Genomic DNA, 24,048 nt, shown 5'->3' with positions numbered 1-24,048 from the left:
TGCACAAGACCCTGTGGGAGCGGGCTTGCCCGCGAATGCATTCTGTCAGTCACCGTTGCATCGACTGACCCGGCGCTTTCGCGAGCAAGCTCGCTCCCACAGGAACACGCCGAACGTGTTTCTCCAGGCTGTACTGGTGGGAGCTTCACCATGTTGAACACCCTTCTTCCAATCCTGTTGTTCGCAGCCCTGGCCCTCGCGGTGCTGGGAGCGTTGCGGCGGGTGGCCATGTGGCGCCGGGGCCGGGCCTCGAAGGTCGATCTGATCGGCGGCCTGTTCGCCATGCCCAAGCGTTACATGGTCGATCTGCACCACGTGGTGGCGCGGGACAAATACATCGCCAACACCCACGTCGCCACGGCGGGCGGTGCGGTGGCGTCGATCGTGCTGGCGATTCTGGTGCACGGTTTCGGCCTGCATAACCGCATTCTCGGCTACGCGTTGCTGCTGATGACGGCGGTGATGTTCGTCGGGGCGGTCTTCGTTTATCGGCGCCGGCTCAACCCGCCGGCGCGGCTGTCGAAAGGCCCGTGGATGCGCCTGCCGAAAAGCCTGCTGGCGTTCTCGGCCTCGTTCTTCCTGGTGACCTTGCCGGTGGCCGGGATCCTGCCGGAGAACTTCGGCGGCTGGGTGCTTGCAGCGATTCTCGGCATCGGTGTGTTGTGGGGCGTGTCGGAACTGTTCTTCGGCATGACCTGGGGCGGGCCGATGAAACACGCCTTCGCCGGTGCGTTGCACCTGGCCTGGCACCGCCGCGCCGAACGTTTTGGTGGCGGCCGTTCCACTGGTTTGAAACCGCTGGACCTGAGTGATCCAACCGCGCCATTGGGCGTGGAGAAACCCAAGGATTTCACTTGGAACCAATTGCTCGGTTTCGACGCCTGCGTGCAGTGCGGCAAGTGCGAAGCGGCGTGCCCGGCGTTCGCCGCCGGCCAGCCGCTGAACCCGAAAAAACTGATTCAGGACATGGTGGTCGGCCTCGCCGGCGGCACCGATGCCAAGTTTGCCGGCAGCCCGTATCCGGGCAAACCGGTGGGCGAACACAGCGGCAATCCGCATCAACCGATCGTCAACGGTCTGGTCGATGCCGAAACCCTGTGGTCGTGCACCACCTGCCGCGCCTGCGTCGAGGAATGCCCGATGATGATCGAGCACGTCGATGCCATCGTCGACATGCGCCGGCACCTGACCCTGGAAAAAGGCGCGACCCCGAACAAGGGCGCCGAAGTCCTGGAAAACCTGATCGCCACCGACAACCCGGGCGGTTTCGCCCCGGGCGGGCGGATGAACTGGGCGGCGGACCTGAACCTCAATCTGCTCAGCGAGAAGAAGTCCACCGACGTGCTGTTCTGGGTCGGCGACGGTGCCTTCGACATGCGCAACCAGCGCACTCTGCGTGCGTTCGTCAAAGTGCTGAAAGCGGCCAAGGTCGACTTCGCGGTACTGGGGCTGGAAGAGCGCGACAGCGGCGACGTGGCTCGCCGTCTGGGTGATGAAGCGACTTTCCAGTTGCTCGCCAAACGCAATATCCAGACCCTGGCCAAATACAGCTTCAACCGCATCGTCACCTGCGATCCGCACAGTTTCCACGTGTTGAAAAACGAGTACGGCGCGTTCGATGGCAACTACCTCGTGCAGCACCACAGCACTTATCTGGCGGAAATCATTCAGGCCGGCGCGCTGAACCTCGGTCAGCACAAAGGCAACAGCGTGACCTATCACGATCCGTGCTACCTCGGCCGCTACAACGGCGAGTACGAAGCGCCGCGCGAAGTGCTGCGCGCCCTCGGCATCGAGATCAAGGAAATGCAACGTTCCGGCTTCCGTTCGCGCTGCTGCGGCGGCGGTGGCGGGGCGCCGATCACTGACATTCCGGGCAAGCAGCGGATCCCCGACATGCGCATGGAAGACATTCGCGAGACCGGTGCCGAACTGGTGGCCGTGGGTTGTCCACAGTGCACGGCGATGCTCGAAGGCGTGGTCGAACCGCGCCCGCTGATCAAGGACATCGCCGAACTGGTGGCCGACGCGCTGCTCGAAGACGCCGCGCCGAACAAGCCTGCCACTCCGGCCAAACGTGAACCCGCGGAGGCCCACTGATGAGCGACATTATCCGCCGCGACCCCCGCGCCGAATGGATCGCACGCAACCGCCTGCACCCGCTGCACGCGGCCATGCAACCGGCGCAACACAGCTGGATGGGCCCCAACGGGATCATCCGCAAGAACCTGCACGGCATCGGCTTCATCGGACCGAACGGCATCAAGCGCATCGACCGCAGCGGCGCTCAACAGGGCGGGGCGGTCAAACGCTCGGCCGCGGTCGAAGTGCAATTGCCGCTGCATCAGGTGCCGGCCCCGGCGTTCTATATCAGCGTGGTGCCGGACATGGTCGGCGGCCGCTTGAGCAGCCACGACCGTGACCTGCTTGGTCTGGCTCATCAACTGGCCGGCAGCGACGGCGCGGTGCTGGCCGTGGTGTTCGGCGAGCACAAGGAAAACGCTTTCGCCACCGCAGGCGTTGACCGCTTGCTGGTGCTGGAAGGCGAAGAATTCAGCGGTTATGCACCGGAGCAACGGATCCAGGGTCTGCGGGCTGTGGATAACCAGTTCAACCCGCGTCACTGGCTGCTGCCGGACAGTCGCAGCGGTGGCGGCGAACTCGGTCGGCGCTTTGCCGCTGCACTGGGTGAACGCCCGGCGACACGGGTGTGGCAGGTCAAGGATCAGGAGTGCATCGGCCGCGCCGGTGCCGGGTTGCAGGATCTGGCCCGCCCGGTGGCGCGGTTGATTCTGGCGTCCGCCGAATGTGCCGAACCGGTCAGCGAAACCCGTCACGAAGCGCTGCCGGTGGAGTTATCCACACCCGTCGCACGCAGCCTGTCGCGGATCGAGGATCTGGGTGCGGTGGCGGTGGATCCGGCGGCGATTCCGATGGCCGAAGCCGAGTTCATCTTCTCAGGTGGTAACGGGGTCAAGGACTGGGAGCTTTTCCACAGGACCGCCGCCGCTCTCGGCGCCACCGAAGGCGCCTCGCGGGTGGCAGTGGACGACGGCTTCATGGCCCGCGACCGCCAGGTCGGCGCGTCCGGCACCTGGGTGACGGCGCGGGTTTACGTGGCCGTGGGGATTTCCGGGGCGATCCAGCACCTGCAAGGCATCGGTGCCTGCGACAAGGTCGTGGCGATCAACCTCGATCCGGGCTGCGACATGATCAAGCGTGCCGACCTGTCGGTGATCGGCGAAAGCGCGGAAATTCTTCAGGCCTTGATCGCGGCGGTAGAGGCTTACCGCAACGAAGCCAAGCGCGATGCGGCTTAAGGAACGGTTATGAGCACAAAGATCATCAGTCTGGTTTCAATCGGCGCCCACCCGACCTCCGGCCGCCCGCGACGCGCCGATCAGGACGCTCGCGCGGTAGAACTCGGCCTGCAACTGGCGGGGGACAACCTGCAAGTGCTGCACGCCGGCGACATCGCGGAACCGGCGCTGCGCGCCTATCTGGGCATGGGGCTTGCGCAGATGCATGTGCTGGAACAACCGGCGGGCGCCGATGCGCTGCCGGCGTTGACCGACTATCTGCGTGATGCTGGCGCCCAGGTCGTATTGACCGGCAGTCAGGCGGAAACCGGAGAAGGTTCGGGGATGCTGCCGTTTCTGCTGGCCGAAGGACTGGGCTGGCCGCTGGTGGTGGGTCTGGCGCAGGTCGAGTCGATCAACGACGGCTCGGCGCTGGTGCTGCAAGCGTTGCCTCGCGGGCAGCGGCGCCGGTTGAAGGTGCGCCTGCCGTTTCTGGCGACTGTGGATAACGCTGCGCCCAAGCCTCGGCAGAGTGCTTACGGTCCGGCGCGGCGTGGTGTTCTTCAGGCGAAAGACGTGGAAGTGGTGGATGACGAACTGCTCGCGGTGGCGACCCTGCAACCGGCCAAGCCCCGGCCGAAACGGTTGAAGGTGATCAAGGCCAAGAGCGGGGCGGACCGGATGAAGGCGGCGACGGCCAAGGCCAGTGGCGGTGGTGGGCAAGTGCTTAAGGGCGTGACGGCGCAGGCTGGTGCGGAAGCGATTTTGAAGTTGCTGATTGAAGAGGGTGTTGTCCGCTAGAAGCCCCCTCACCCTAGCCCTCTCCCGGGGGGAGAGGGGACTGACCGAGAAGTATTGGCCATTTACATCGACCTGCGACCCGGCGGTGACCTTGGTTCGCCAAGCATTAACCACTTGATATGGCGTTAGCTTGATTAAACCTGAGGTCGCGGTAAACGCTCAGGTCGATGTATCCCGCGAGATCACCACCGTAGGCTCCCTCTCCCTTCGGGAGAGGGCTGGGGTGAGGGCAGCGGCCCTCCACAATCTGTTAATTACCCCCAATCTCTGTTGGCGGATCTGTGGATAACGTGTTCGCCCCTCCCTGCACCCCACGCCAATCAAGCTCTCCAGCCCCCAGATCAAAAAACAACCAGTCTAACTAGCGGTTTTTTCTGAGTTTTTCTCCAGAACAACTCCCGGACTTGCCCCCAATCTCTGTTGGCGCTTCTGTGGATAAGATGTTCGCTATCCGCTAAGAGCCCTATAAACCGTGGCTTACAAGGATCTGATCAAAAAACGTTCAATTCAGCTTTTTAAACCACCGATCCCCACGCAAACCCCGATTTATCAACGCCCCCAGCGCTTTTCCACAGCATCCGCCAAGTTACCCCCGAACTCTGTTGGCGCTTCTGTGGATAAGGTGTTCGCCATCCTCTGCAAGCCACGTAATCCGTGCCATGTAGCGACTTGATCAAAAAACAGTCAATCGCTAATGGAAACCCTGCTTCTGGATAAGTCACGGTTTTTCTTCACAAAACCTCGATTATTTTTCCAGGTCATCCACAGTTGTCCCCATTAGCTGTGGGTGGCTATGTGGATAACTTGTTCGCTAAACCCTGCAACCCCCGGCGGGCTTAGTCCAAAAGGCGATTGATCAGATTTCATACAGTTCTAAGAGGCTTCCTTGACTTCGATTCGGTGCCTGTCTTCACTGCAATGGCACAAGGACAGCTGTCACTTATCCACATCTGGTTCAGGGAGAACGCGTGATGGATACCCGGCCCCACCGCTTACCCCTCAATCCCTGCACGCTCCGTGCTCTGCCGGCACCTTCGCCGCGCAAGCGCACGTTGCGTCGTGCCGCCAATCAGCACGCCCGTCTGTAGCGCCTGATTCCTGCCCAAACCGCTGTACTGCCGTCGGGATTACCCGAAGGCCAGGTGCCCGTTCGCCCATCGATTGCAGGCAACCGCAGAGTTGCCCCATCTGCCTGAGAGAGGAACCACCTCATGACACGGATCGCAACGCCCATCAGCGAAATCAAGGAACACTACGACGTGATCGTCATCGGCTCCGGGTACGGCGGCGGCATTGCCGCTTCGCGCCTGTCCCGGGCCGGTAAAAGGGTCTGTCTGCTGGAACGCGGTCGGGAGATCCAGCCCGGCGAATACCCCAACACCATGATCGCCGCGACCGAAGAATTGCAGGTGCACGACCCGGACGGCCACATCGGCTCGCGTACCGGGTTGTTCGACCTGCACGTCAACGCGCAGCAGAACGTGGTGGTCGGTTGCGGCCTCGGCGGCACGTCATTGATCAATGCCAACGTTTCCCTGGAGCCGACTGTCGATGTGTTTCAGGATCCGCGCTGGCCCCTGGCGGTACGCGAGGACCACGACGGCTTGCTCAAGGCGGGTTACGCCAGGGCCCGGGAGATGCTCAAACCCAATCCCTACCCGCGCACCGCGCCGAACCTGCCGAAACTCGATGCCAATAAAAAATCTGCGGACTTCCTCAAGCAAGGTGCGCATTTCTACAAGCCGCCGATCAACGTGACCTTCGACAAACTGCCGAACAACCTCAACCACGTCGGCGTCGAGCAACTGCCGTGCAACCACTGTGGCGACTGCGTTTCGGGCTGTAACAACAAGGCCAAGAACACCACGCTGATGAACTACCTGCCGGACGCCACCAATCACGGCGCGGAGATTTTCTGTCAGGCCCAGGTGCGGCATCTGGAGCGGGACGGCAATGGCTGGATCGTGCACTTCCAGTATCTGGACAGCGGTCGCGAGAAATTCGACGCGCCGACCTTGTTCGTGAAGGCTGACATCGTCGTGGTGTCCGCCGGCACCCTCGGCTCTACCGAAATTCTGCTGCGCTCACGGGACAAAGGCCTGGCGATGTCCGGCCAGCTCGGCGAGAACATGAGCGGCAACGGCGACATCCTCGGCTTCGGCCACAACTGCGAGCAGACCATCAACGGCATCGGTTTCGGCGCGCATTCGGCCAAGGAACTGCAACCGGTCGGCCCGTGCATCACCTCGATCATCGACATGCGCACCGAGGGTGACCGCAGCAGTCGCATGGTCATCGAGGAAGGCTCGATCCCCGGCGCGCTCGGCCGGCCGATGGTGCCGGCGATGGCCGGGTTCGCCGAAATGATCGGCAAGCCCACCGACGACAGCTTCAGTGGCAAGGTGAAGTACAAGGAGCGCGAAGCCGAAAGCTTCCTGCGCGGCCCGTATCACGGGGCGCTGCACAACATGCAGACCTATCTGATCATGAGCCACGACAGCGGTCAGGGACGCATGGTTCTCGACAGCAAGGATCAACTGCGCATCGACTGGCCGGGCGTCGGCGAGCAGGAAAACTTCAAGATCGGCAACCAACGCCTGTACCAGAGCACCAAGGCCCTGGGCGGGATCTGGGTCGAGAATCCGATCTGGACCAAGCTGCTCAAGCACAGCATCGTCTCGGTGCATCCGCTGGGCGGTTGCGTGATGGGTGAAGACGCCGCGCAAGGCGTGGTCAACCACAAGGGCCAGGTGTTCAGCGGCGCCAGCGGCACCGATGTCTACGCCAACCTGTACGTGACCGACGGCGCGGTGATCCCGACGTCACTGGCGGTCAATCCGCTGCTGACCATCTCCGCCGTGAGCGAGCGCAACATGGGCCTGCTGGCGGCAGACCGAGGCTGGACGATCGACTACACGCTGCCGTCGGCGCCGCGCAAACAGACCGCGCCGCCGACCCTTGGCGTGCAGTTCACTGAAACCATGAAAGGCTACTTCTCCCGCGCCTTCACCGCCGCGCAAAGCACCGACCTGAAGGTTTACGAGGCGGCCGCCAAACGCGGCGAGGCGGACAACTCGCCGATCGACTTCACCCTGACCATCACCGCCAACGACCTCAACCGGATGATCAAGGAGCCGGAACACGCCGCGACCATCGTCGGCACGGTGATCGCTCCGGCGCTGTCGCCAGAACCGCTGACCGCCAGCAACGGTGTGTTCAACCTGTTCGAGCAATTCGAACAGCAGGTCGATACGCGCCACATGAAGTACGACATGAAACTGACCGCCGAGGACGGCAACGACTACTTCTTCAGCGCCTTCAAGACCGTGCCGGAAGACAACGGCGTGCTGAATATCTGGCATGACACCAGCACCCTCTACGTCACGCTGTATCGCGGGCCGGACAAGACCGGCGAGGTGATCGGCTCCGGAGTGATGCACATCAAACCGACCGATTTCGCCAAGCAGATGACCACCATGAAAGTCCTCAATGCGCGCAACGAGCGTGAGCGCATCGAAGGGCTGGCGCGGTTCGGCAAGTTCTTCGCCGGGATTCTCTGGGAGAGTTACGGCGGAGTGTTCGCCGGTGACAAATACTTCAACCCCGACGCGCCGCCACGGCTGAAACGGCCGCTGGATGCGCCGACGCCGGCCGTGCATTTCTTCTCCACCGAAGATGGCGTGCAGTTGCGTCTGACCCGTTATCAGGCCGGCAGCAAAGGCCCGGTGATGCTGGTGCATGGTCTGGGGGTGGGCTCAAATATCTTTTCCACCGATACGATCCAGACCAACCTTTTGGAGTTTCTGTGCAAGCACGACTACGACGTGTGGCTGCTGGATTTCCGGGTGAGCATCCTGCTGCCGGCAAGCAAGAAAGAATGGAACGGCGACCAGATCGCCCAGTACGACTTCAAGGCCGCCATCGCGCAGATCCAGCAGGAAACCAAAGCCAAGGACGTGCAGTGCGTGGTGCATTGCTATGGCGCGACCACGTTCTTCATGTCATTGCTCGCCGGCTTGCAGGGCGTGCGTTCGGTGGTCTGCTCGCAGATTGCCGCCGACACGGTGGTCGCGACCGCAACGGGGTTGAAGGCCGGTCTGCACTTGCCGGGAATGCTCGACGCGATCGGCATCAAATCCATGACCGCCTACGCCGACAGCAAGGAGAACTGGTTCAACCGGCTCTACGACAAGGCGCTCAACGGCTACGCGCGAATCGAAGCCCAGGGCTATTGCACCAATCCGGTGTGCCACCGCATCACCTTCATGTACGCCTCGCTGTATCGCCACGACACCCTCAATGAAACGCTGCACGACAACCTGCACGAGCTGTTCGGCGAGTCGAACATCGAGACCTTCGAGCACCTGGCGCTGATCGTGCGCAAAGGGCATCTGGTGGATTTCAAAGGGCACGACGTGTACATGCCGCACTTTGATCGGCTGACCATGCCGATCTGCTTCATCAGCGGTGCCGACAACCAGTGTTATCTGCCGGAAAGCACGCTCAAGACCTATCAGCGGGTTTGCGAGAAGCACGGGCCGGAACGCTACAGCCGGCATGTGGTGCCGGGTTACGGCCACATCGACTGCATGTTCGGCAAGAACGCGGTGGTCGATGTGTATCCGATCATCCTTGAACACCTGGAGAAAACGGCCCTCGGTTGACTTGAAACCGAGTCGACTGCAATCGCGAGCAGGCTCGCTCCCACATTGGAATGCGATGCGCATTGGTGGGAGCTGGCCTGCCAGCGATGGCGGGGTGTCGGGCGCTATATCTCTCCGGTCTGCACAAGGAAATGGAAGACATGGACAGCTACATCCGCTGGTTTCAACGCTTCATCTGGCTCGGCATTGCGATGAACATGGTGTTCGCGATCCCGGCGCTGTTCGCGCCGGGGTTGCTGACATCGGTGGTCGGCCTGCCGCCGCAACTCTCCGACCCGTGGCTGGAAAACGCCGGGATGCTGCTGGTGGGCATCAGCGTGTTCTACATGCCGTCGGGCTTCAACGCGCCGCGCTATGTGGTGCATTCCTGGCTGTGCGTGCTGACGCGGTTGATCGCCGTGGCGTTCTGGATCTACCTGATCAACACCAGCAGCCAGGGCTCGGTGTTCGTGCCGATGCTGATGGGCGACCTGAGCTTTTTCCTGATCCTCGGCATCCTGCTGTACCTCGGCACCCCTCCTGAAAACCGACCCTTGGCGCTGCTCTGTGACGGCTGGCGCGAATGGCGGGCGGCGTGGGCGCGGCACTGGCAAAGTCATGCGTTCAAGGTCGGCACGCTGGTCGTGGTGGCGCTGCTGGCGTTCATCGGTTACCAGACCTGGTATCAGATGCTGCGCGTGGTGCCGGAGCAGGACTACGCCTCCGACGAAGATCACTACAAATACGCCGCGATTGGCCTGGGCATCGAAGCGCGGATTCCCTATTACCTGTTCTCGGTGCTGCCGCAGATGTGCCCGGAAAAGCTGCCGAAACCCGGTGGCTGGGAAGTCTTCGGTTTCCTGTTCGAGAACGGCAAGGACCTGCCGATCGGCATGGCCAAGCGGCAGATCGGCTACCCGACCGTCGAGCCGAACTGCGCGCTGTGCCACACCGGTTCCTACCGGGCGAATGCCAGCGACGTCGCGGTGAATGTGCCGAGCGCACCGGCCAACACCCTGCAACTGCAAGCCTTCCAGTGGTTCGCCTACGATTGCGCCAGCGATCCGAAATTCACCACCGACGCGGTGATGGTGGCGATCAACAGCAAGTTCCAGCTCGGCTTTTTCGAGAAGCTCTACAACCGTTACCTGATCATCCCGATGGCCAAGAGCGCGCTGCTCAAACAGAAGCAGGCCTACGCCTGGCAGAAGCTGCGCCCGCAACAGGGACCCGGGCGAACCGACACCTTCAACCCGACGAAGATGGTGGTGTTCGGCTTCCCGGATGACTCGACCATCGGCACCGTCGACCTGCCGCAAGTGTGGAACCAGAAACCCCGGGAATCGATGTACCTGCACTGGGACGGCAATAACAACAAGATCCACGAGCGCAACTACGCCGCCGCGATGGCCGTGGGCGCGACGCCGGAGTCAGTGCTGCCGCCGAGCTTCAATCGGGTGACCAACTGGCTGCTCGGGCACAAGGCGCCGGCGTGGCCGTGGGCACTGGATCAGGCCAAGGTCGCTCAGGGCAAACCGGTGTGGGAGGCTAACTGCGCGGGTTGTCACGATTTCGGTCGCGTCGACACCGGGCAGGTGACCACCAATATCGACCAGCTCGGCACCGATCCGCACCGGCTGAACTCGTTCACCACCGGGCTGGTGGCGGCGTTCCACACCTTCAAGAAACCGCCGTTCGATTTCGGCGCCTACCGCAAGACCCAGAGCTACAGCAACACGCCCACCGACGGCATCTGGCTGCGCGCGCCGTATCTGCACAACGGCTCGGTGCCGACCCTGTGGGACTTGCTGCAACCGCCGGAAAAACGTCCACAGGTGTTCATCACCGGCTCCGATGTCTACGACCCGGTCAACGTTGGCTTCGTGACCAGTGGCGCCCAGGCCAAAGCCTCGGCGGATTTCACCTACGACACGCGCCTGGAGGGCAACCACAACAGCGGTCACCTGTACGGCACGACGCTGTCGGACGACGACAAGCGTGCGCTGATCGAATTCATGAAAACCCTGTGAACCCCTACGGATAGAGGATTACGCCATGTCAGCGGTCGGTCATCTGAAACACGAATACGACAAGGTCAAGCTGCGCCTGCACGGCTTGTTCACGCGCATCGAAATGGCCTGGATGAAGCTCATCAGCGAGCTGGAGCCGCAGGAGTTTCAAGCCATCATCAAGTTGCTCCAGCGCGGTCACGATCAGGCGCAATACGTGCTCAAGCACGGCGAGCTGCCGGACGACGAACCGGCGGTGCCGTGGGAGTTGTCCCACGGCCTGTCGATCCTGCGCATCGGCAATGCGACGCCGTTGCCGCAATCGCCCGATCAACTGCAGACCAAGGTGCTCAAGGACGGCACGCTGCTGGGCTGCCGCAAATGGGAGCTGCTGGATCTGCTGTGGAGCGAGGCGCTGCTGAAGTGGATCGAGAACCTGCGCCATCACGCGACCTTCGGCACCGATCCGGCGCTGGTGACCATGGAGCGCGAGGTGACGCTGGCGATTGCCGGCGACTGGGGCACCGGGCCGTTCAACAGCCATGCGCCGGCGGTGTCGGTGGCCAACCAGATGCAATTGGCTAATGCCGATTTCACCATTCACCTGGGGGACGTTTATTACGCCGGCACCCACTCCCAGGAGGACACCGACATGGCCGGGTGGCCGATGGGCACCCACGGTTCGTTCACCCTCAACTCCAATCACGAGATGTACAGCGGCGCCCATGGTTATTTCAAGGAACTGGCCGCGCGTTTTCCGGGGCAGCAGGGCACCAGCTACTTTGCCCTGATCAATGACGACTGGCTGATTGTCGGTCTGGACACCGCGTACGCCTCGGACGTCATGAACTTGTACATGGACGGCACACTCAACAAACCGCAGATCGACTGGATGAAAAGCCTGCCCAAACGCAAGAAGCTCATGGTGCTCAGCCACCATCAGGGCTTCGACATCACCGGACACAACAAGACCGCGCTGTATCAACCGGTGTGCGATGCACTGGGGCGCGAGCCGGATTACTGGTACTGGGGGCATCTGCACAATGGCATCGTCTATGCGCCGCAGGGTGGGCTGCACGCGCGCTGTGCCGGGCATGGAGCGATTCCCTACGGGACTACCAGCGAGCTGAACGGACATTCGCGGGTACTGTTTTCGGAGACGCAGGATGCCAACGATCCGGACTATCCGCTGCGGGTGTTGAACGGCTACGCCAAGATCAGGTTGGTGGGGGAGGAGATTTTCGAGGAGTTTATTGGTGAGGATGGCTCGGTCAGGTGGTCATCCCAGTGATGTGATGAGAGTGATGACGCCATCGCTAGCAGGCTAGCTCCCACACTGGATCTCCGGTGCACAGAAATCCCCTGTGGGAGCCAGCCTGCTGGCGATGCTTTTGCTTTTAGCCTTGGACCGGCACGCCTTTGAGGTACGGCGCAGGCTCGGCGCCGAGGTTGCTCAGCATCCGCTCGCTGTACCAATCCACGAAGTTGACCACGCCGAACTCATAGGTCTTGGAGTACGGGCCCGGCTGGTACGCCGTGGAGTTGATCCCGCGCTGGTTCTCTTCGGCCAGACGACGGTCCTGATCGTTGGTCGCATCCCACACCTGGCGCATGCGTTCGACGTCGTAATCCACGCCTTCGACGGCATCCTTGTGCACCAGCCACTTGGTGGTGACCATGGTTTCCTGAGCGCTGATCGGCCACACCGTGAACACGATAATGTGGTCGCCCATGCAGTGGTTCCACGAGTGCGGCAGGTGCAGGATGCGCATCGAGCCCAGATCGGGGTTCTTGATCCGGCCCATCAGCTTGGCGCAGCCCTGTTTGCCGTCCATGGTCATCGATACGGTGCCCTTGAGCAGCGGCATGCGCACGATGCGGTTGCGCAGGCCGAAACTGGCGTGGGCGTAAGGGATTTTCTCGGCTTCCCAGGCAGCGGCGGAGGCGGCGACGTGATCCTTGAACGCCTGATCGGCGCGCGGGTCGGTGACGTCGTCCCATTCCAGCAGGGTTTTCAGCAGTTCAGGGTGGGAGCCGTTGCAGTGGTAGCACTCGCGGTTGTTTTCCAGCACCAGTTTCCAGTTGGCCTTTTCCATCAAGGTGGTTTGCACCGCCACCTTGGTGTTTTCCATGTCGTACGGTTCCATGTAGTGGTTCAGCGTCGACAGGAAGTCATCGATGGCCGGCGGGTTCTCCGCCAGGCTGATGAAGATGTAGCCGCCGGCAGTCTTCACGTTCACCGGTTTGAGGCCGTACTGCTTCATGTCGAAGTCGGCGCCCATCTCGGTGCCGGCGAACAGCAGGCGACCGTCCAGCTCATACGTCCACTGGTGGTAGTGGCAGACCAGTTTGGCGACCTTGCCCTTGTCGCTGGTGCACAGGCGCGAGCCACGGTGGCGGCAGACGTTGTGGAACGCATGCACCACGCCTTCGGCACCGCGAATGACGATGATCGGGTTCTTGCCGATCTGCAGGGTGATGTAGTTGCCCTTGGCCGGGATTTCGCAGGTCATGCCGGCGATCAACCACTCCTTCTGGAAGATCTCCTGCATGTCGATATCGAACAGGCGCTCGTCACTGTAGAACGGCTGCGGCAGCGAATAGGTGCGCTCGCGTTCCTGCAGCATTTGTGCGGTGGCCTTGCGTGCGGGTTCCAGCGGGTCGCCCAGGCTGATTTTTGCGGTGTCCATCGATGAATTCCTCAAGGCCATCTGCGTGGCCGCGAAAGTGGCTGATCAGGGTTGCAGCGCAAGGTGTAAAGAATCTGTTTGTGTTGAGGGCGAGTGTGGGGCCGGCGCAGGCGTGAACCTTATCCATGGGCGACATGGTGCAATCTGTTCCCGACGCGCAACCCCCGGTGGTTGGGGGCTGGTCGCGATAAGTATGTGAATGTCGCGGATAGGTAAACGGGGCGTTCGCGCTATACGCAGAATCGCCACATGAAGGCCGACAGTCGGCCGTGGAGAACAGCATGTCGAACAGCTTCCTGAATCCGGTCACCACCCAGACCTGGGCCAATGGCCGACACATCGTCCGTTGCGTCAAAGTCATCCAGGAAACCTGGGATGTGCGCACCTTCTGCTTCATGGCCGACCAGCCGATCCTGTTCTTCTTCAAGCCCGGACAGTTCGTGACCCTGGAGCTGGAGATCGAAGGCCAGCCGATCATGCGTTCGTACACCATCTCCAGCTCGCCATCGGTGCCGTACAGCTTTTCGGTGACCATCAAACGCGTGCCGGGGGGCAAGGTCTCCAACTGGCTGCACGACACGCTGCATGAAGGCCAGGAGCTGGCGGTACACGGGCCGGTCGGGCTGTTCAACGCCATCGACTTCCCGAGCCCGAAAGTGCTGTACCTGAGCGGTGGCGTCGGTATCACCCCAGTGATGTCGATGGCGCGCTGGTTCTACGACACCAACGGCAACGTCGACATGACGTTTATCCACAGCGCCCGCTCGCCGAAAGACATCATTTACCACCGCGAGCTGGAACACATGGCGTCGCGGATCGACAACTTCAGCCTGCACCTGATCTGCGAAAAGCACGGTTTGGGTGAGCCGTGGGCCGGCTATCGCGGCTACCTCAACCACAAGATGCTGGAACTGATGGTGCCGGACTTCCTCGAGCGCGAAGTCTTCTGCTGCGGCCCGACGCCGTACATGACCGCGGTCAAGCGCCTGCTGGAAAACGCCGGCTATGACATGAAGCGCTATCACGAGGAATCCTTCGGCGCCACGCCGCCGGAAGCTCGTGCCGACGCGGTGGAACAGGCCGAACAAGCAGCGGAAGCACCGGAAGTCCCGGCGGCGGATCTGCACCTGGTGGAATTCACCTCTTCGGACAAGAGCATCCGTGTTGCGCCGGGCGAGACCGTGCATGCGGCGGCTGCCAAGGTCGGCCTGATGATCCCGAAAGCCTGCGGCATGGGGATCTGCGGGACGTGCAAGGTACTTAAGCTGGGCGGCGAGGTGGAGATGGATCACAACGGCGGGATCACCGAGGACGACGAGGCGGAGGGGTACATTCTTTCTTGCTGCAGTGTGCCGAAGGGGGATGTTCGGATCGACTACTGATCGGAGGTGGGGCAGCCCCCTGCGCCAGGCTTGCCCCTCACCCCAGCCCTCTCCCGGAGGGAGAGGGAGCTGACCGAGGTGTCTTGCGCTATACATCGACCTGATGAAACGTGGCGATTATGGATTCGGCAAAGCAGATTCAGGTCGGCGTGTTTCTTGAGCATCCCCCAATCAGTCCCCTCTCCCTCCGGGAGAGGGCTAGGGTGAGGGGGGGCTCACAGACACACTGATCAATCCACAAACAAATCCGTCATCAACCTCGCATCACTCCCCGGTTCAAAGCGGTAACGATCAAATTCGGTCACACCGCTCTCCCGCAAAATCTCCTCATCAATCAACAACCGCCCGGTAATCCGCCGCCCGCTGCTGCTCAAAATCACATGCGCCGCATCCGCCATGATCGCTGGCGTGCGCGCATGCTTGAACGACTCGCGATTGCCCAGCTGAAACTCGATCGCCGCCGTGGCGATCATGGTTTGCGGCCACAGCGAATTGACGCTGATCCCGTAGTTGGCGAACTCCTCGCTCATCCCGACCGTCAGCATGCTCATGCCGTACTTGGTCACGGTGTAGGGGCTGTATTGCGCGAACCATTTGCTGGCCAGATTCAGCGGCGGTGACAGGTTAAGGATGTGCCCGGAGGATTTCTTCAGGTAGGGCAGGGCGGCCTGGCTGCACAGCAACACCGCGCGGGTGTTGATCTGATGCATCAGGTCGAAACGCTTGAGTTCGATGTGCTGCACACCGGTCAACTTGATCGCCCCGGCGTTGTTCACCAGTGCGTCGATTCCGCCGAAGTGTTCGTTGGCCTGGGCCAGCGCCTGACGCACCGCGTCTTCATCACGCACATCCAGTTGCAGCGCCAAAGCCTTGCCGCCGGCCGCTTCGACTTCAGCGGCGACGCTGTGGATGGTGCCGGGCAACTTGGCGTGCGGCTCGGCGCTCTTGGCCGCGATCACGATATTGGCCCCGTCCTGTGCAGCCCGCAGCGCAATCTCGCGCCCGATGCCACGGCTGGCGCCGGTGATGAACAAGGTTTTGCCTTTTAGCGACATGCGCAAGCTCCTGCTTATTGTTATGTGAGCGATGGCTCGACAGACAATGTAGACCAAGTCTTCAGGCGCAGAAGGTGAGGGGCGATCAGGTGGGCTTTGGTGGGAGCGAGCCTGCTCGCGATGGCGGAATATCAGCTTGCATCCATGTTGGATGTGCTGGCCTCATCGCGAGCAGGCTCGCTCCCACAGGGGGGGCTGTATAAGCCGGGACTTTAGTGAGACATGACTTCGCGGATGTCGCGCGCCAGTTCACGAACGCGTTCTTCTTCGGTGTCCCACGAGCACATGAAGCGGGCGCCGCCCTTGCCGATGAAGGTGTAGAAGCGCCAGTTCCTGGCGGTCAGGGCGGCGATGGCCGGTTCCGAGAGTTGCAGGAACACGCCGTTGGCCTGGACCGGAAACATCAGTTCCACGCCCGGGATGTCGCTGACCAGTTCGGCCAGCAGTTGCGCGCAGTGGTTGGCGTGGCGGGCGTATTTGAGCCATGCGTCATTTTCCAGAATGCCGACCCACGGGGCCGACAGGAAGCGCATTTTCGAGGCCAGCTGCCCGGCCTGTTTGCAGCGGTAGTCGAAGTCTTCGGCCAGTTTGTGGTTGAAGAACAGGATCGCTTCACCCACCGCCATGCCGTTTTTCGTGCCGCCGAAGCACAGCACGTCGACGCCGGCCTTCCAGGTCAGGTCTGCCGGCGAGCAGCCGAGGAAGGCGCAGGCGTTGGAGAAACGCGCGCCGTCCATGTGCAGGTTCAGGCCCAGCTCCTTGCAGGTGTCGCTGATGGCGCGGACTTCTTCCGGGGTGTAGACGCTGCCGACTTCGGTGGCCTGGGTCAGGGTCACGACGCGCGGTTTCGGGTAGTGGATGTCCTGGCGCTTGAGTGCGACTTCGCGGATCGAGGCCGGGGTGATCTTGCCGTTTTCGGTGCCGGCGATCAGCAGTTTCGAACCGTTGGAGAAGAATTCCGGCGCGCCGCATTCGTCGGTTTCGACGTGGGCGGTTTCCGAGCAGATCACGCTGTGGTAACTCTGGCACAGCGACGACAGCGCGAGGGAGTTGGCGGCGGTGCCGTTGAAGGCGAAGAACACTTCGCAGTCGGTCTCGAACAGCTTGCGGAAATAATCGGAGGCGCGGGCTGTCCACTCATCGTCGCCATAGGCGCGCTGGTGGCCGTGGTTGGCCTGTTCCATGGCAGCCCAGGCTTCGGGGCAGATACCGGAGTAGTTGTCGCTGGCGAATTGTTGGCTCTTGTCGGTCATGGCCGGCTTCCGTGATCGAGGCGCTTGTGGCGCTTCGTGGGGTCAATGATGGTGCGCACTGTACCGAAGATCATCCGGGGAGCACACGGGATGTCGCTGTCAGAACTTTACAAGGATGCGAGCCGATTATGCACCTGAGCCAGCGTGACGGAGCACTCGATCTGCTCAAGTGGCTGGCGTTGCTGAGCATGCTGCTCGATCACCTGCGATATGTCGGGATCAGCGCCGATTGGCTGTATGTGCCGGGACGGCTGGCGTTCCCGTGGTTCTGCCTGGCGATGGCGGCGAATCTGGCCCGAGACGGCGCGCGCAAGACCGAATGGCGTTATCTGGGCTGGTTGTTGCTGTTCAGTCTGCTCAGCGAGATTCCCTACCGTTTGTACATTCCAGAGCCCGACACGTTGAACGTGATGCCGACGCTGGCGCTGGGCCTGCTGGTGTCGCGGGGCTGGCAGGATCGAGCGCTGATTTCGCGACTGCTGGGCGTCAGTGCTTTGCTGGTGGCCGCGCTGTTCCCGGAGCGACTGATGTTCGGTTTGTTCGGTGTCCTGCTGCCGCTGGCGATGTTGCTGGTGTTTCGCAAACCCTGGTTTTTCAGCCTGTTGCCGGGCCTGCTGTGTCTGGCCGCTAATCAATGGCGGGTGCTCTACGAATCCGCGCAGTTCGGCAACATCGTCGCCATCCTCGGGATTGCGACCTGTCTGATCGCGCCACTGCTCGGAATGTTCCTGTTGCGACACGCCACTTGCCTCCACGCGCCACCCATGCGGCGCTGGGCGTATGCGCTCTATCCCGCGCATTTCATGGTTCTTCTGGCCTTGCGCCAGCTGCTTGTTTGAGTCCGTCGCCGCCGCCATGTCGTAAACGCACCTTTGCGTGGCGTCCGTAGGCATTTGACCTCCCTGCGCCGGCCATACCATCGCATCAAAGGGCACTGGCTGAACGCCGTGCCTTACCGAGACGAATGGCGCACAGATGCCGCTGGGAGAGACGCGATGTTCAGCAAGCAAGACCAGATCCAGGGTTACGACGATGCACTGCTGGCGGCGATGAATGCCGAGGAGCAACGTCAGGAAGATCACATCGAGCTGATCGCGTCGGAGAACTACACCAGCAAACGCGTGATGCAAGCGCAAGGCAGCGGCCTGACCAACAAATACGCCGAAGGCTATCCGGGCAAGCGCTACTACGGTGGCTGCGAGCACGTCGACAAGGTCGAAGCGCTGGCCATCGAACGCGCCAAGCAACTGTTCGGCGCCGATTACGCCAACGTCCAGCCGCACTCCGGTTCCTCGGCCAACAGCGCCGTGTACCTGGCCCTGCTGCAAGCGGGCGACACCATTCTCGGCATGAGCCTGGCCCACGGCGGTCACCTGACCCACGGCGCCAAGGTTTCGTCCTCGGGCAAGCTGTACAACGCCGTGCAGTACGGCATCGACACCAAGACCGGTCTGATCGATTACGACGAAGTCGAGCGTCTGGCCGTCGAGTGCAAACCGAAAATGATCGTCGCCGGTTTCTCGGCCTACTCGAAAACCCTCGACTTCCCGCGCTTCCGTCAGATCGCCGACAAGGTCGGTGCGCTGCTGTTCGTCGACATGGCCCACGTTGCCGGTCTGGTGGCTGCCGGTCTGTACCCGAACCCGCTGCCGTATGCCGACGTGGTCACCACCACCACCCACAAGACCCTGCGCGGTCCGCGTGGCGGGCTGATCCTGGCCAAGTCCAACGAAGAAATCGAGAAGAAGCTCAACGCGGCGGTATTCCCCGGCGCCCAGGGCGGCCCGCTGATGCACGTCATCGCCGGCAAGGCCGTGTGCTTCAAGGAAGCGCTGGAGCCGGGCTTCAAGGCCTATCAGCAACAAGTGATCGACAACGCCCAGGCGATGGCGAGCGTCTTTATCAAACGTGGCTACGATGTAGTGTCCGGCGGCACCGACAACCACCTGTTCCTGGTCAGCCTGATCCGTCAGGGCCTCACCGGTAAGGACGCCGACGCTGCCCTCGGTCGCGCGCACATCACCGTCAACAAGAACGCCGTACCGAACGACCCGCAGTCGCCGTTCGTGACCTCGGGCCTGCGCATCGGCACCCCGGCGGTGACCACTCGCGGCTTCAAGGTGACCCAGTGCGTGACGCTGGCCGGCTGGATCTGCGACATCCTCGACAACCTCGGCGATGCCGATGTCGAGGCCAACGTCGCCCAGCAGGTTTCGGCCCTGTGCGCTGACTTCCCGGTTTATCGCTGAGCGTTCTGGAGTACATGACTATGCAACGCTATTCGGGCTTCGGCCTCTTCAAACACTCCCTCAGCCACCACGAAAACTGGCAGCGCATGTGGCGCACGCCGACCCCGAAAAAGGTCTACGACGTGGTCATCGTCGGCGGCGGCGGGCACGGTCTGGCGACGGCCTACTATCTGGCCAAGGAGCACGGTATCACCAACGTGGCCGTGGTCGAGAAGGGCTGGCTGGGCGGCGGTAACACCGCGCGCAACACCACCATCGTTCGCTCCAACTACCTGTGGGACGAGTCGGCGCACCTGTACGAACACGCGATGAAACTGTGGGAAGGCCTGTCGCAAGACCTGAACTACAACGTGATGTTCTCCCAGCGCGGTGTCTACAACCTGTGCCACACCCTGCAGGACATCCGTGATTCCGAGCGTCGGGTCAGCGCCAACCGCCTCAACGGCGTCGACGGCGAACTGCTCAACGCCAAGCAAGTCGCGGATGAAATTCCGTACCTCGACTGCTCGAAAAACACCCGCTACCCGGTGATGGGCGCAACCGTTCAGCGCCGCGGCGGCGTGGCCCGTCACGATGCCGTGGCCTGGGGCTTTGCCCGTGCCGCCGACGCCCTCGGCGTGGACTTGATCCAGCAGACCGAAGTGATCGGTTTCCGCAAGGAAAACGGCGTGTGCATCGGTGTTGAAACCAACAAGGGCTTCATCGGCGCCAAGCGCGTCGGCGTGGTCACCGCCGGTAACTCCGGGCACATGGCCAAGCTCGCCGGTTTCCGTCTGCCGATCGAGTCCCACCCGTTGCAGGCGCTGGTGTCCGAGCCGATCAAGCCGATCATCGACAGCGTGATCATGTCCAACGCCGTGCACGGTTACATCAGCCAGTCCGACAAGGGCGACCTGGTGATCGGCGCCGGTATCGACGGCTACAACGGCTACGGCCAGCGCGGTTCGTACCCGGTGATCGAGCACACCATCCAGGCCATCGTCGAGATGTTCCCGGTGCTGTCGCGGGTGCGCATGAACCGTCAGTGGGGCGGCATCGTCGACACCACGCCGGACGCCTGCCCGATCATTTCGAAAACCCCGGTCCCGAACATGTTCTTCAACTGCGGTTGGGGCACTGGTGGCTTCAAGGCCACACCTGGCTCGGGCAACGTGTTTGCCGCAAGCCTGGCCAAGGGTGAAATGCACCCGCTGGCCGCACCTTTCTCCATCGACCGTTTCCACAACGGTGCGTTGATCGACGAACACGGCGCTGCGGCTGTCGCCCACTAACAGGAGAAATCCCCATGTTGCACATCTTCTGTCCTCACTGCGGCGAACTGCGCTCCGAAGAGGAATTCCACGCATCCGGCCAGGCGCACATCCCGCGTCCGCTGGATCCGAACAGCTGCACCGACGAGGAGTGGGGCGACTACATGTTCTTCCGCGACAACCCGCGCGGTCTGCACCACGAGTTGTGGGATCACGTCGCCGGTTGCCGCCAGTACTTCAACGTCACCCGCGACACCGTGACCTACGAGATTCTCGAAACCTACAAGATCGGCACCAAGCCGCAATTCACCGACAAGGCTGACACTGCGAAAACAGCCACGACGGCGCTGGGAGAGAAGGTATGAGCCAGACCAATCGCCTGTCCAACGGTGGACGGATCGACCGCAACAAAGTGCTGAGCTTCACCTTCAACGGCCAGACCTACAAAGGGTTTGAAGGCGACTCGCTGGCCGCAGCTCTGCTGGCCAACGGCGTCGACATCATTGGCCGCAGCTTCAAGTATTCACGTCCGCGCGGCATCTTCGCCGCCGGTGCCGAAGAGCCGAACGCGGTGCTGCAGATCGGTGCTACCGAAGCCACCCAGATCCCTAACGTGCGCGCCACGCAACAGGCGTTGTACCAGGGCCTGGTCGCCACCAGCACCAACGGCTGGCCGAGCGTCAACAACGACATGATGGGGATTCTCGGCAAGGTCGGCGGCAAGCTGATGCCGCCGGGTTTCTACTACAAAACCTTCATGTACCCGCAATCGTTCTGGATGACTTACGAGAAATACATACGTAAGGCCGCAGGTCTTGGTCGTTCGCCGACCGAAGTCGATCCGGACACCTACGACTACATGAACCAGCACTGCGACGTGCTGATCGTCGGCGCCGGCCCGGCCGGTCTGGCCGCTGCACTGGCGGCTGCGCGCAGCGGTGCGCGGGTGATCATCGCCGACGAGCAGGAAGAGTTCGGCGGCAGCCTGCTCGATTCCCGCGAAAGCCTCGACGGCAAACCGGCGATGGAATGGGTGGCCGGCGTCATCGCTGAATTGAAGAGCACTCCGGACGTGCTGCTGTTGCCGCGCGCCACGGTCAACGGCTACCACGACCACAACTTCCTGACCATTCATGAACGCCTCACCGATCACCTCGGTGACCGCGCGCCGATCGGCCAGGTGCGTCAGCGCATCCACCGCGTCCGCGCCAAGCGTGTGGTGCTGGCGACCGGCGCTCACGAGCGTCCGCTGGTCTACGGCAACAACGACGTGCCGGGCAACATGCTCGCCGGCGCGGTCTCGACTTACGTGCGCCGTTACGGCGTGGCACCGGGCAAAAAGCTGGTACTGTCGACCAACAACGATCACGCCTATCGCGTGGCGCTGGACTGGCTCGACGCCAGCCTGCAAGTGGTCGCCATCGCCGACGCCCGCAGCAATCCGCGTGGCGCACTGGTTGAAGAGGCGCGCGCCAAAGGCATTCGCATCCTCACCGGCAGCGCCGTGATCGAGGCCCGTGGCAGCAAGCACGTGACCGCTGCCCGCGTGGCGGCGATCGATGTCAAAGGCCACAAGGTCACCAGCCCGGGCGAATGGCTCGACTGCGACCTGATCGCCAGCTCCGGCGGTTACAGTCCGGTGGTTCACCTGGCGTCGCACCTGGGCGGCAAGCCGATCTGGCGCGAAGACATCCTCGGTTTCGTACCGGGCGAAGCACCGCAGAAACGCGTGTGCGTCGGTGGCATCAACGGCGTCTACGGTCTCGGCGATTCTCTGGCTGACGGTTTTGAAGGCGGCGTGCGCGCTGCGTCCGAAGCCGGTTTCCAGGCCGTTGAAGCCGTGTTGCCGAAAGCCCTGAGCCGTCTCGAAGAACCAACCCTGGCGCTGTTCCAGGTGCCCCACGAGAAGGGCACTTCCCGGGCGCCGAAGCAATTCGTCGACCTGCAGAACGACGTGACCGCCGCCGCCATCGAACTGGCGACCCGCGAAGGTTTCGAGTCGGTCGAGCACGTCAAACGCTACACGGCGCTGGGCTTCGGCACCGATCAGGGCAAGCTCGGCAACGTCAACGGCCTGGCGATTGCCGCCCGCTCGCTGAACGTGACCATCCCGCAGATGGGCACCACGATGTTCCGTCCGAACTACACGCCGGTGACGTTTGGCGCGGTGGCCGGCCGTCACTGCGGGCACATCTTTGAACCGGTGCGTTACACCGCACTGCATCAATGGCACCTGAAAAACGGCGCCGAGTTCGAAGACGTCGGCCAGTGGAAACGTCCGTGGTACTTCCCGAAAAACGGCGAAGACATGCATGCCGCCGTCAAACGCGAATGCAAGGCTGTGCGCGACAGCGTCGGTCTGCTGGACGCTTCGACCCTGGGCAAGATCGACATCCAGGGCCCGGACGCCCGTGAGTTCCTCAACCGCGTGTACACCAACGCCTGGACCAAGCTCGACGTGGGCAAGGCCCGTTACGGCCTGATGTGCAAGGAAGACGGCATGGTCTTCGACGACGGGGTGACGGCGTGTCTGGCCGACAACCATTTCGTCATGACCACCACCACCGGCGGCGCGGCTCGCGTACTGCAGTGGCTGGAGCTGTACCACCAGACCGAATGGCCAGAGATGAAGGTCTACTTCACTTCCGTCACCGACCACTGGGCGACCATGACCCTGTCCGGTCCGAACAGCCGCAAGCTGCTCAGCGCCGTGACCGACATCGACCTGGCCAACGAAGCGTTTCCGTTCATGACCTGGAAAGAAGGTCTGGTCGGCGGTGTGCCGGCGCGGGTGTTCCGCATCTCGTTCACCGGTGAGCTGTCGTACGAAGTCAACGTCCAGGCCGATTACGCGATGGGCGTGCTGGAAAAAATCGTCGAGGCGGGCAAACAGTACAACCTGACCCCGTACGGCACCGAAACCATGCACGTTCTGCGGGCGGAGAAGGGCTTCATCATCGTCGGCCAGGACACCGACGGCTCGATGACCCCGGACGACCTGAACATGGGCTGGTGTGTCGGTCGCACCAAACCGTTCTCGTGGATCGGCCAGCGCGGCATGAACCGTGAAGACTGCGTGCGTGACCAGCGTAAACAGCTGGTGGGCCTGAAGCCGATCGATCCGAACGTCTGGCTGCCGGAAGGTGCACAACTGGTGTTCAACACCAAGCAGTCGATCCCGATGACCATGGTCGGCCACGTGACCTCCAGTTACGCGCACAACTCCCTCGGTTATTCGTTTGCCATGGGCGTGGTGAAGGGCGGTCTCAAGCGCATGGGCGAGCGGGTGTTCGCACCGCTGGCGGATGGCAGCGTGATCGAGGCGGAAATCGTTTCTTCGGTGTTCTTCGATCCGAAAGGCGATCGCCAGAACATCTAACTGATCGCTCCCGCGCCTGGCGCGGGAGCGACACCGAA

The 24,048-nt window shown here is 62.2% G+C and carries 15 protein-coding genes; 12 read left to right on the top strand and 3 right to left on the bottom strand.

The genetic code is table 11. The annotated features are described in order from the left end of the window. Window positions 1-150 precede the first annotated feature (150 nt). From dgcB to PDR5_RS26520, 6 genes are all read left to right on the top strand, one after another. A complete protein-coding gene (gene dgcB / locus PDR5_RS26545) occupies window positions 151-2,100 on the top strand; it encodes a dimethylglycine demethylation protein DgcB (RefSeq protein WP_064599958.1) in 1,950 nt (649 codons plus the stop codon). After that, a complete protein-coding gene (gene etfA, locus PDR5_RS26540; RefSeq protein ID WP_007959785.1) occupies window positions 2,100-3,320 on the top strand; it encodes an electron transfer flavoprotein subunit alpha in 1,221 nt (406 codons plus the stop codon). Before dgcB ends, etfA begins: the two co-directional genes overlap by 1 nt. 9 nt (window positions 3,321-3,329) lie before the next feature. After that, window positions 3,330-4,100 (top strand): electron transfer flavoprotein subunit beta, encoded by a 771-nt coding sequence (gene etfB / locus PDR5_RS26535; RefSeq protein WP_011336286.1) that lies wholly within the window; start codon window positions 3,330-3,332, stop codon window positions 4,098-4,100. A gap of 1,211 nt (window positions 4,101-5,311) precedes the next feature. Then, the gene (locus tag PDR5_RS26530; protein ID WP_064599956.1) at window positions 5,312-8,764 is read left to right on the top strand and encodes a GMC family oxidoreductase N-terminal domain-containing protein; all 3,453 of its coding nucleotides are present in this window, start codon (window positions 5,312-5,314) and stop codon (window positions 8,762-8,764) included. A gap of 140 nt (window positions 8,765-8,904) precedes the next feature. Next, the gene (locus PDR5_RS26525) at window positions 8,905-10,773 is read left to right on the top strand and encodes a hypothetical protein (RefSeq protein ID WP_064599954.1); all 1,869 of its coding nucleotides are present in this window, start codon (window positions 8,905-8,907) and stop codon (window positions 10,771-10,773) included. Between the two features lie 25 nt (window positions 10,774-10,798). Next, on the top strand, window positions 10,799-12,043 hold the full coding sequence (locus tag PDR5_RS26520) for a metallophosphoesterase family protein (protein ID WP_064599952.1): 1,245 nt from the start codon (window positions 10,799-10,801) through the stop codon (window positions 12,041-12,043). A 106-nt stretch (window positions 12,044-12,149) separates the two neighbouring features. On the opposite strand, the gene gbcA is transcribed toward PDR5_RS26520, so the two are convergent. Then, window positions 12,150-13,442: a glycine-betaine demethylase subunit GbcA gene (gene gbcA, locus PDR5_RS26515; RefSeq protein WP_039768012.1), complete on the bottom strand. Its 1,293-nt coding sequence runs from the start codon at window positions 13,440-13,442 to the stop codon at window positions 12,150-12,152. A 281-nt stretch (window positions 13,443-13,723) separates the two neighbouring features. On the opposite strand from gbcA, the gene gbcB reads away from it, so the two are divergent. Beyond that, window positions 13,724-14,824: a glycine-betaine demethylase subunit GbcB gene (gene gbcB / locus PDR5_RS26510; protein ID WP_064599950.1), complete on the top strand. Its 1,101-nt coding sequence runs from the start codon at window positions 13,724-13,726 to the stop codon at window positions 14,822-14,824. 230 nt (window positions 14,825-15,054) lie between these two features. Here the strand turns inward: gbcB and PDR5_RS26505 are convergent, their stop codons facing one another. Then, window positions 15,055-15,879: an SDR family oxidoreductase gene (locus PDR5_RS26505; RefSeq protein ID WP_064599948.1), complete on the bottom strand. Its 825-nt coding sequence runs from the start codon at window positions 15,877-15,879 to the stop codon at window positions 15,055-15,057. A 212-nt stretch (window positions 15,880-16,091) separates the two neighbouring features. Next, window positions 16,092-17,132: a threonine aldolase family protein gene (locus PDR5_RS26500; protein WP_064599946.1), complete on the bottom strand. Its 1,041-nt coding sequence runs from the start codon at window positions 17,130-17,132 to the stop codon at window positions 16,092-16,094. A gap of 128 nt (window positions 17,133-17,260) precedes the next feature. Between PDR5_RS26500 and PDR5_RS26495 the strand changes: the two genes are divergently transcribed. From PDR5_RS26495 to PDR5_RS26475, 5 genes are all read left to right on the top strand, one after another. Beyond that, window positions 17,261-17,971, top strand: a complete 711-nt coding sequence (locus PDR5_RS26495) for a TraX family protein (RefSeq protein WP_064599944.1) — start codon at window positions 17,261-17,263, stop codon at window positions 17,969-17,971. Between the two features lie 156 nt (window positions 17,972-18,127). Continuing rightward, a complete protein-coding gene (glyA, locus tag PDR5_RS26490) occupies window positions 18,128-19,381 on the top strand; it encodes a serine hydroxymethyltransferase (RefSeq protein ID WP_064599942.1) in 1,254 nt (417 codons plus the stop codon). 20 nt (window positions 19,382-19,401) lie between these two features. Beyond that, window positions 19,402-20,652 (top strand): sarcosine oxidase subunit beta, encoded by a 1,251-nt coding sequence (locus PDR5_RS26485; RefSeq protein ID WP_003206307.1) that lies wholly within the window; start codon window positions 19,402-19,404, stop codon window positions 20,650-20,652. Between the two features lie 14 nt (window positions 20,653-20,666). Further along, entirely contained in the window at window positions 20,667-20,996 is a 330-nt protein-coding gene (locus PDR5_RS26480; RefSeq protein ID WP_011336273.1) for a sarcosine oxidase subunit delta, read from the top strand. Then, entirely contained in the window at window positions 20,993-24,010 is a 3,018-nt protein-coding gene (locus PDR5_RS26475) for a sarcosine oxidase subunit alpha (RefSeq protein ID WP_039768017.1), read from the top strand. Before PDR5_RS26480 ends, PDR5_RS26475 begins: the two co-directional genes overlap by 4 nt. Window positions 24,011-24,048 lie beyond the last annotated feature (38 nt).

This window comes from Pseudomonas sp. DR 5-09 (assembly GCF_001655595.1).
GTDB classification, from domain to species: domain Bacteria; phylum Pseudomonadota; class Gammaproteobacteria; order Pseudomonadales; family Pseudomonadaceae; genus Aquipseudomonas; species Aquipseudomonas pharyngis.
This window is presented reverse-complemented; position numbering and strand designations above follow the sequence as displayed.

Bases quoted from the DNA above. Each gene is read 5' to 3' on its own strand.
- dgcB (WP_064599958.1), top strand. From the start codon at position 151: ATGTTGAACACCCTTCTTCCAATCCTGTTGTTCGCAGCCCTGGCCCTC.
- etfA (WP_007959785.1), top strand. From the start codon at position 2,100: ATGAGCGACATTATCCGCCGCGACCCCCGCGCCGAATGGATCGCACGC.
- etfB (WP_011336286.1), top strand. From the start codon at position 3,330: ATGAGCACAAAGATCATCAGTCTGGTTTCAATCGGCGCCCACCCGACC.
- PDR5_RS26530 (WP_064599956.1), top strand. From the start codon at position 5,312: ATGACACGGATCGCAACGCCCATCAGCGAAATCAAGGAACACTACGAC.
- PDR5_RS26525 (WP_064599954.1), top strand. From the start codon at position 8,905: ATGGACAGCTACATCCGCTGGTTTCAACGCTTCATCTGGCTCGGCATT.
- PDR5_RS26520 (WP_064599952.1), top strand. From the start codon at position 10,799: ATGTCAGCGGTCGGTCATCTGAAACACGAATACGACAAGGTCAAGCTG.
- gbcA (WP_039768012.1), bottom strand. From the start codon at position 13,442: ATGGACACCGCAAAAATCAGCCTGGGCGACCCGCTGGAACCCGCACGC.
- gbcB (WP_064599950.1), top strand. From the start codon at position 13,724: ATGTCGAACAGCTTCCTGAATCCGGTCACCACCCAGACCTGGGCCAAT.
- PDR5_RS26505 (WP_064599948.1), bottom strand. From the start codon at position 15,879: ATGTCGCTAAAAGGCAAAACCTTGTTCATCACCGGCGCCAGCCGTGGC.
- PDR5_RS26500 (WP_064599946.1), bottom strand. From the start codon at position 17,132: ATGACCGACAAGAGCCAACAATTCGCCAGCGACAACTACTCCGGTATC.
- PDR5_RS26495 (WP_064599944.1), top strand. From the start codon at position 17,261: ATGCACCTGAGCCAGCGTGACGGAGCACTCGATCTGCTCAAGTGGCTG.
- glyA (WP_064599942.1), top strand. From the start codon at position 18,128: ATGTTCAGCAAGCAAGACCAGATCCAGGGTTACGACGATGCACTGCTG.
- PDR5_RS26485 (WP_003206307.1), top strand. From the start codon at position 19,402: ATGCAACGCTATTCGGGCTTCGGCCTCTTCAAACACTCCCTCAGCCAC.
- PDR5_RS26480 (WP_011336273.1), top strand. From the start codon at position 20,667: ATGTTGCACATCTTCTGTCCTCACTGCGGCGAACTGCGCTCCGAAGAG.
- PDR5_RS26475 (WP_039768017.1), top strand. From the start codon at position 20,993: ATGAGCCAGACCAATCGCCTGTCCAACGGTGGACGGATCGACCGCAAC.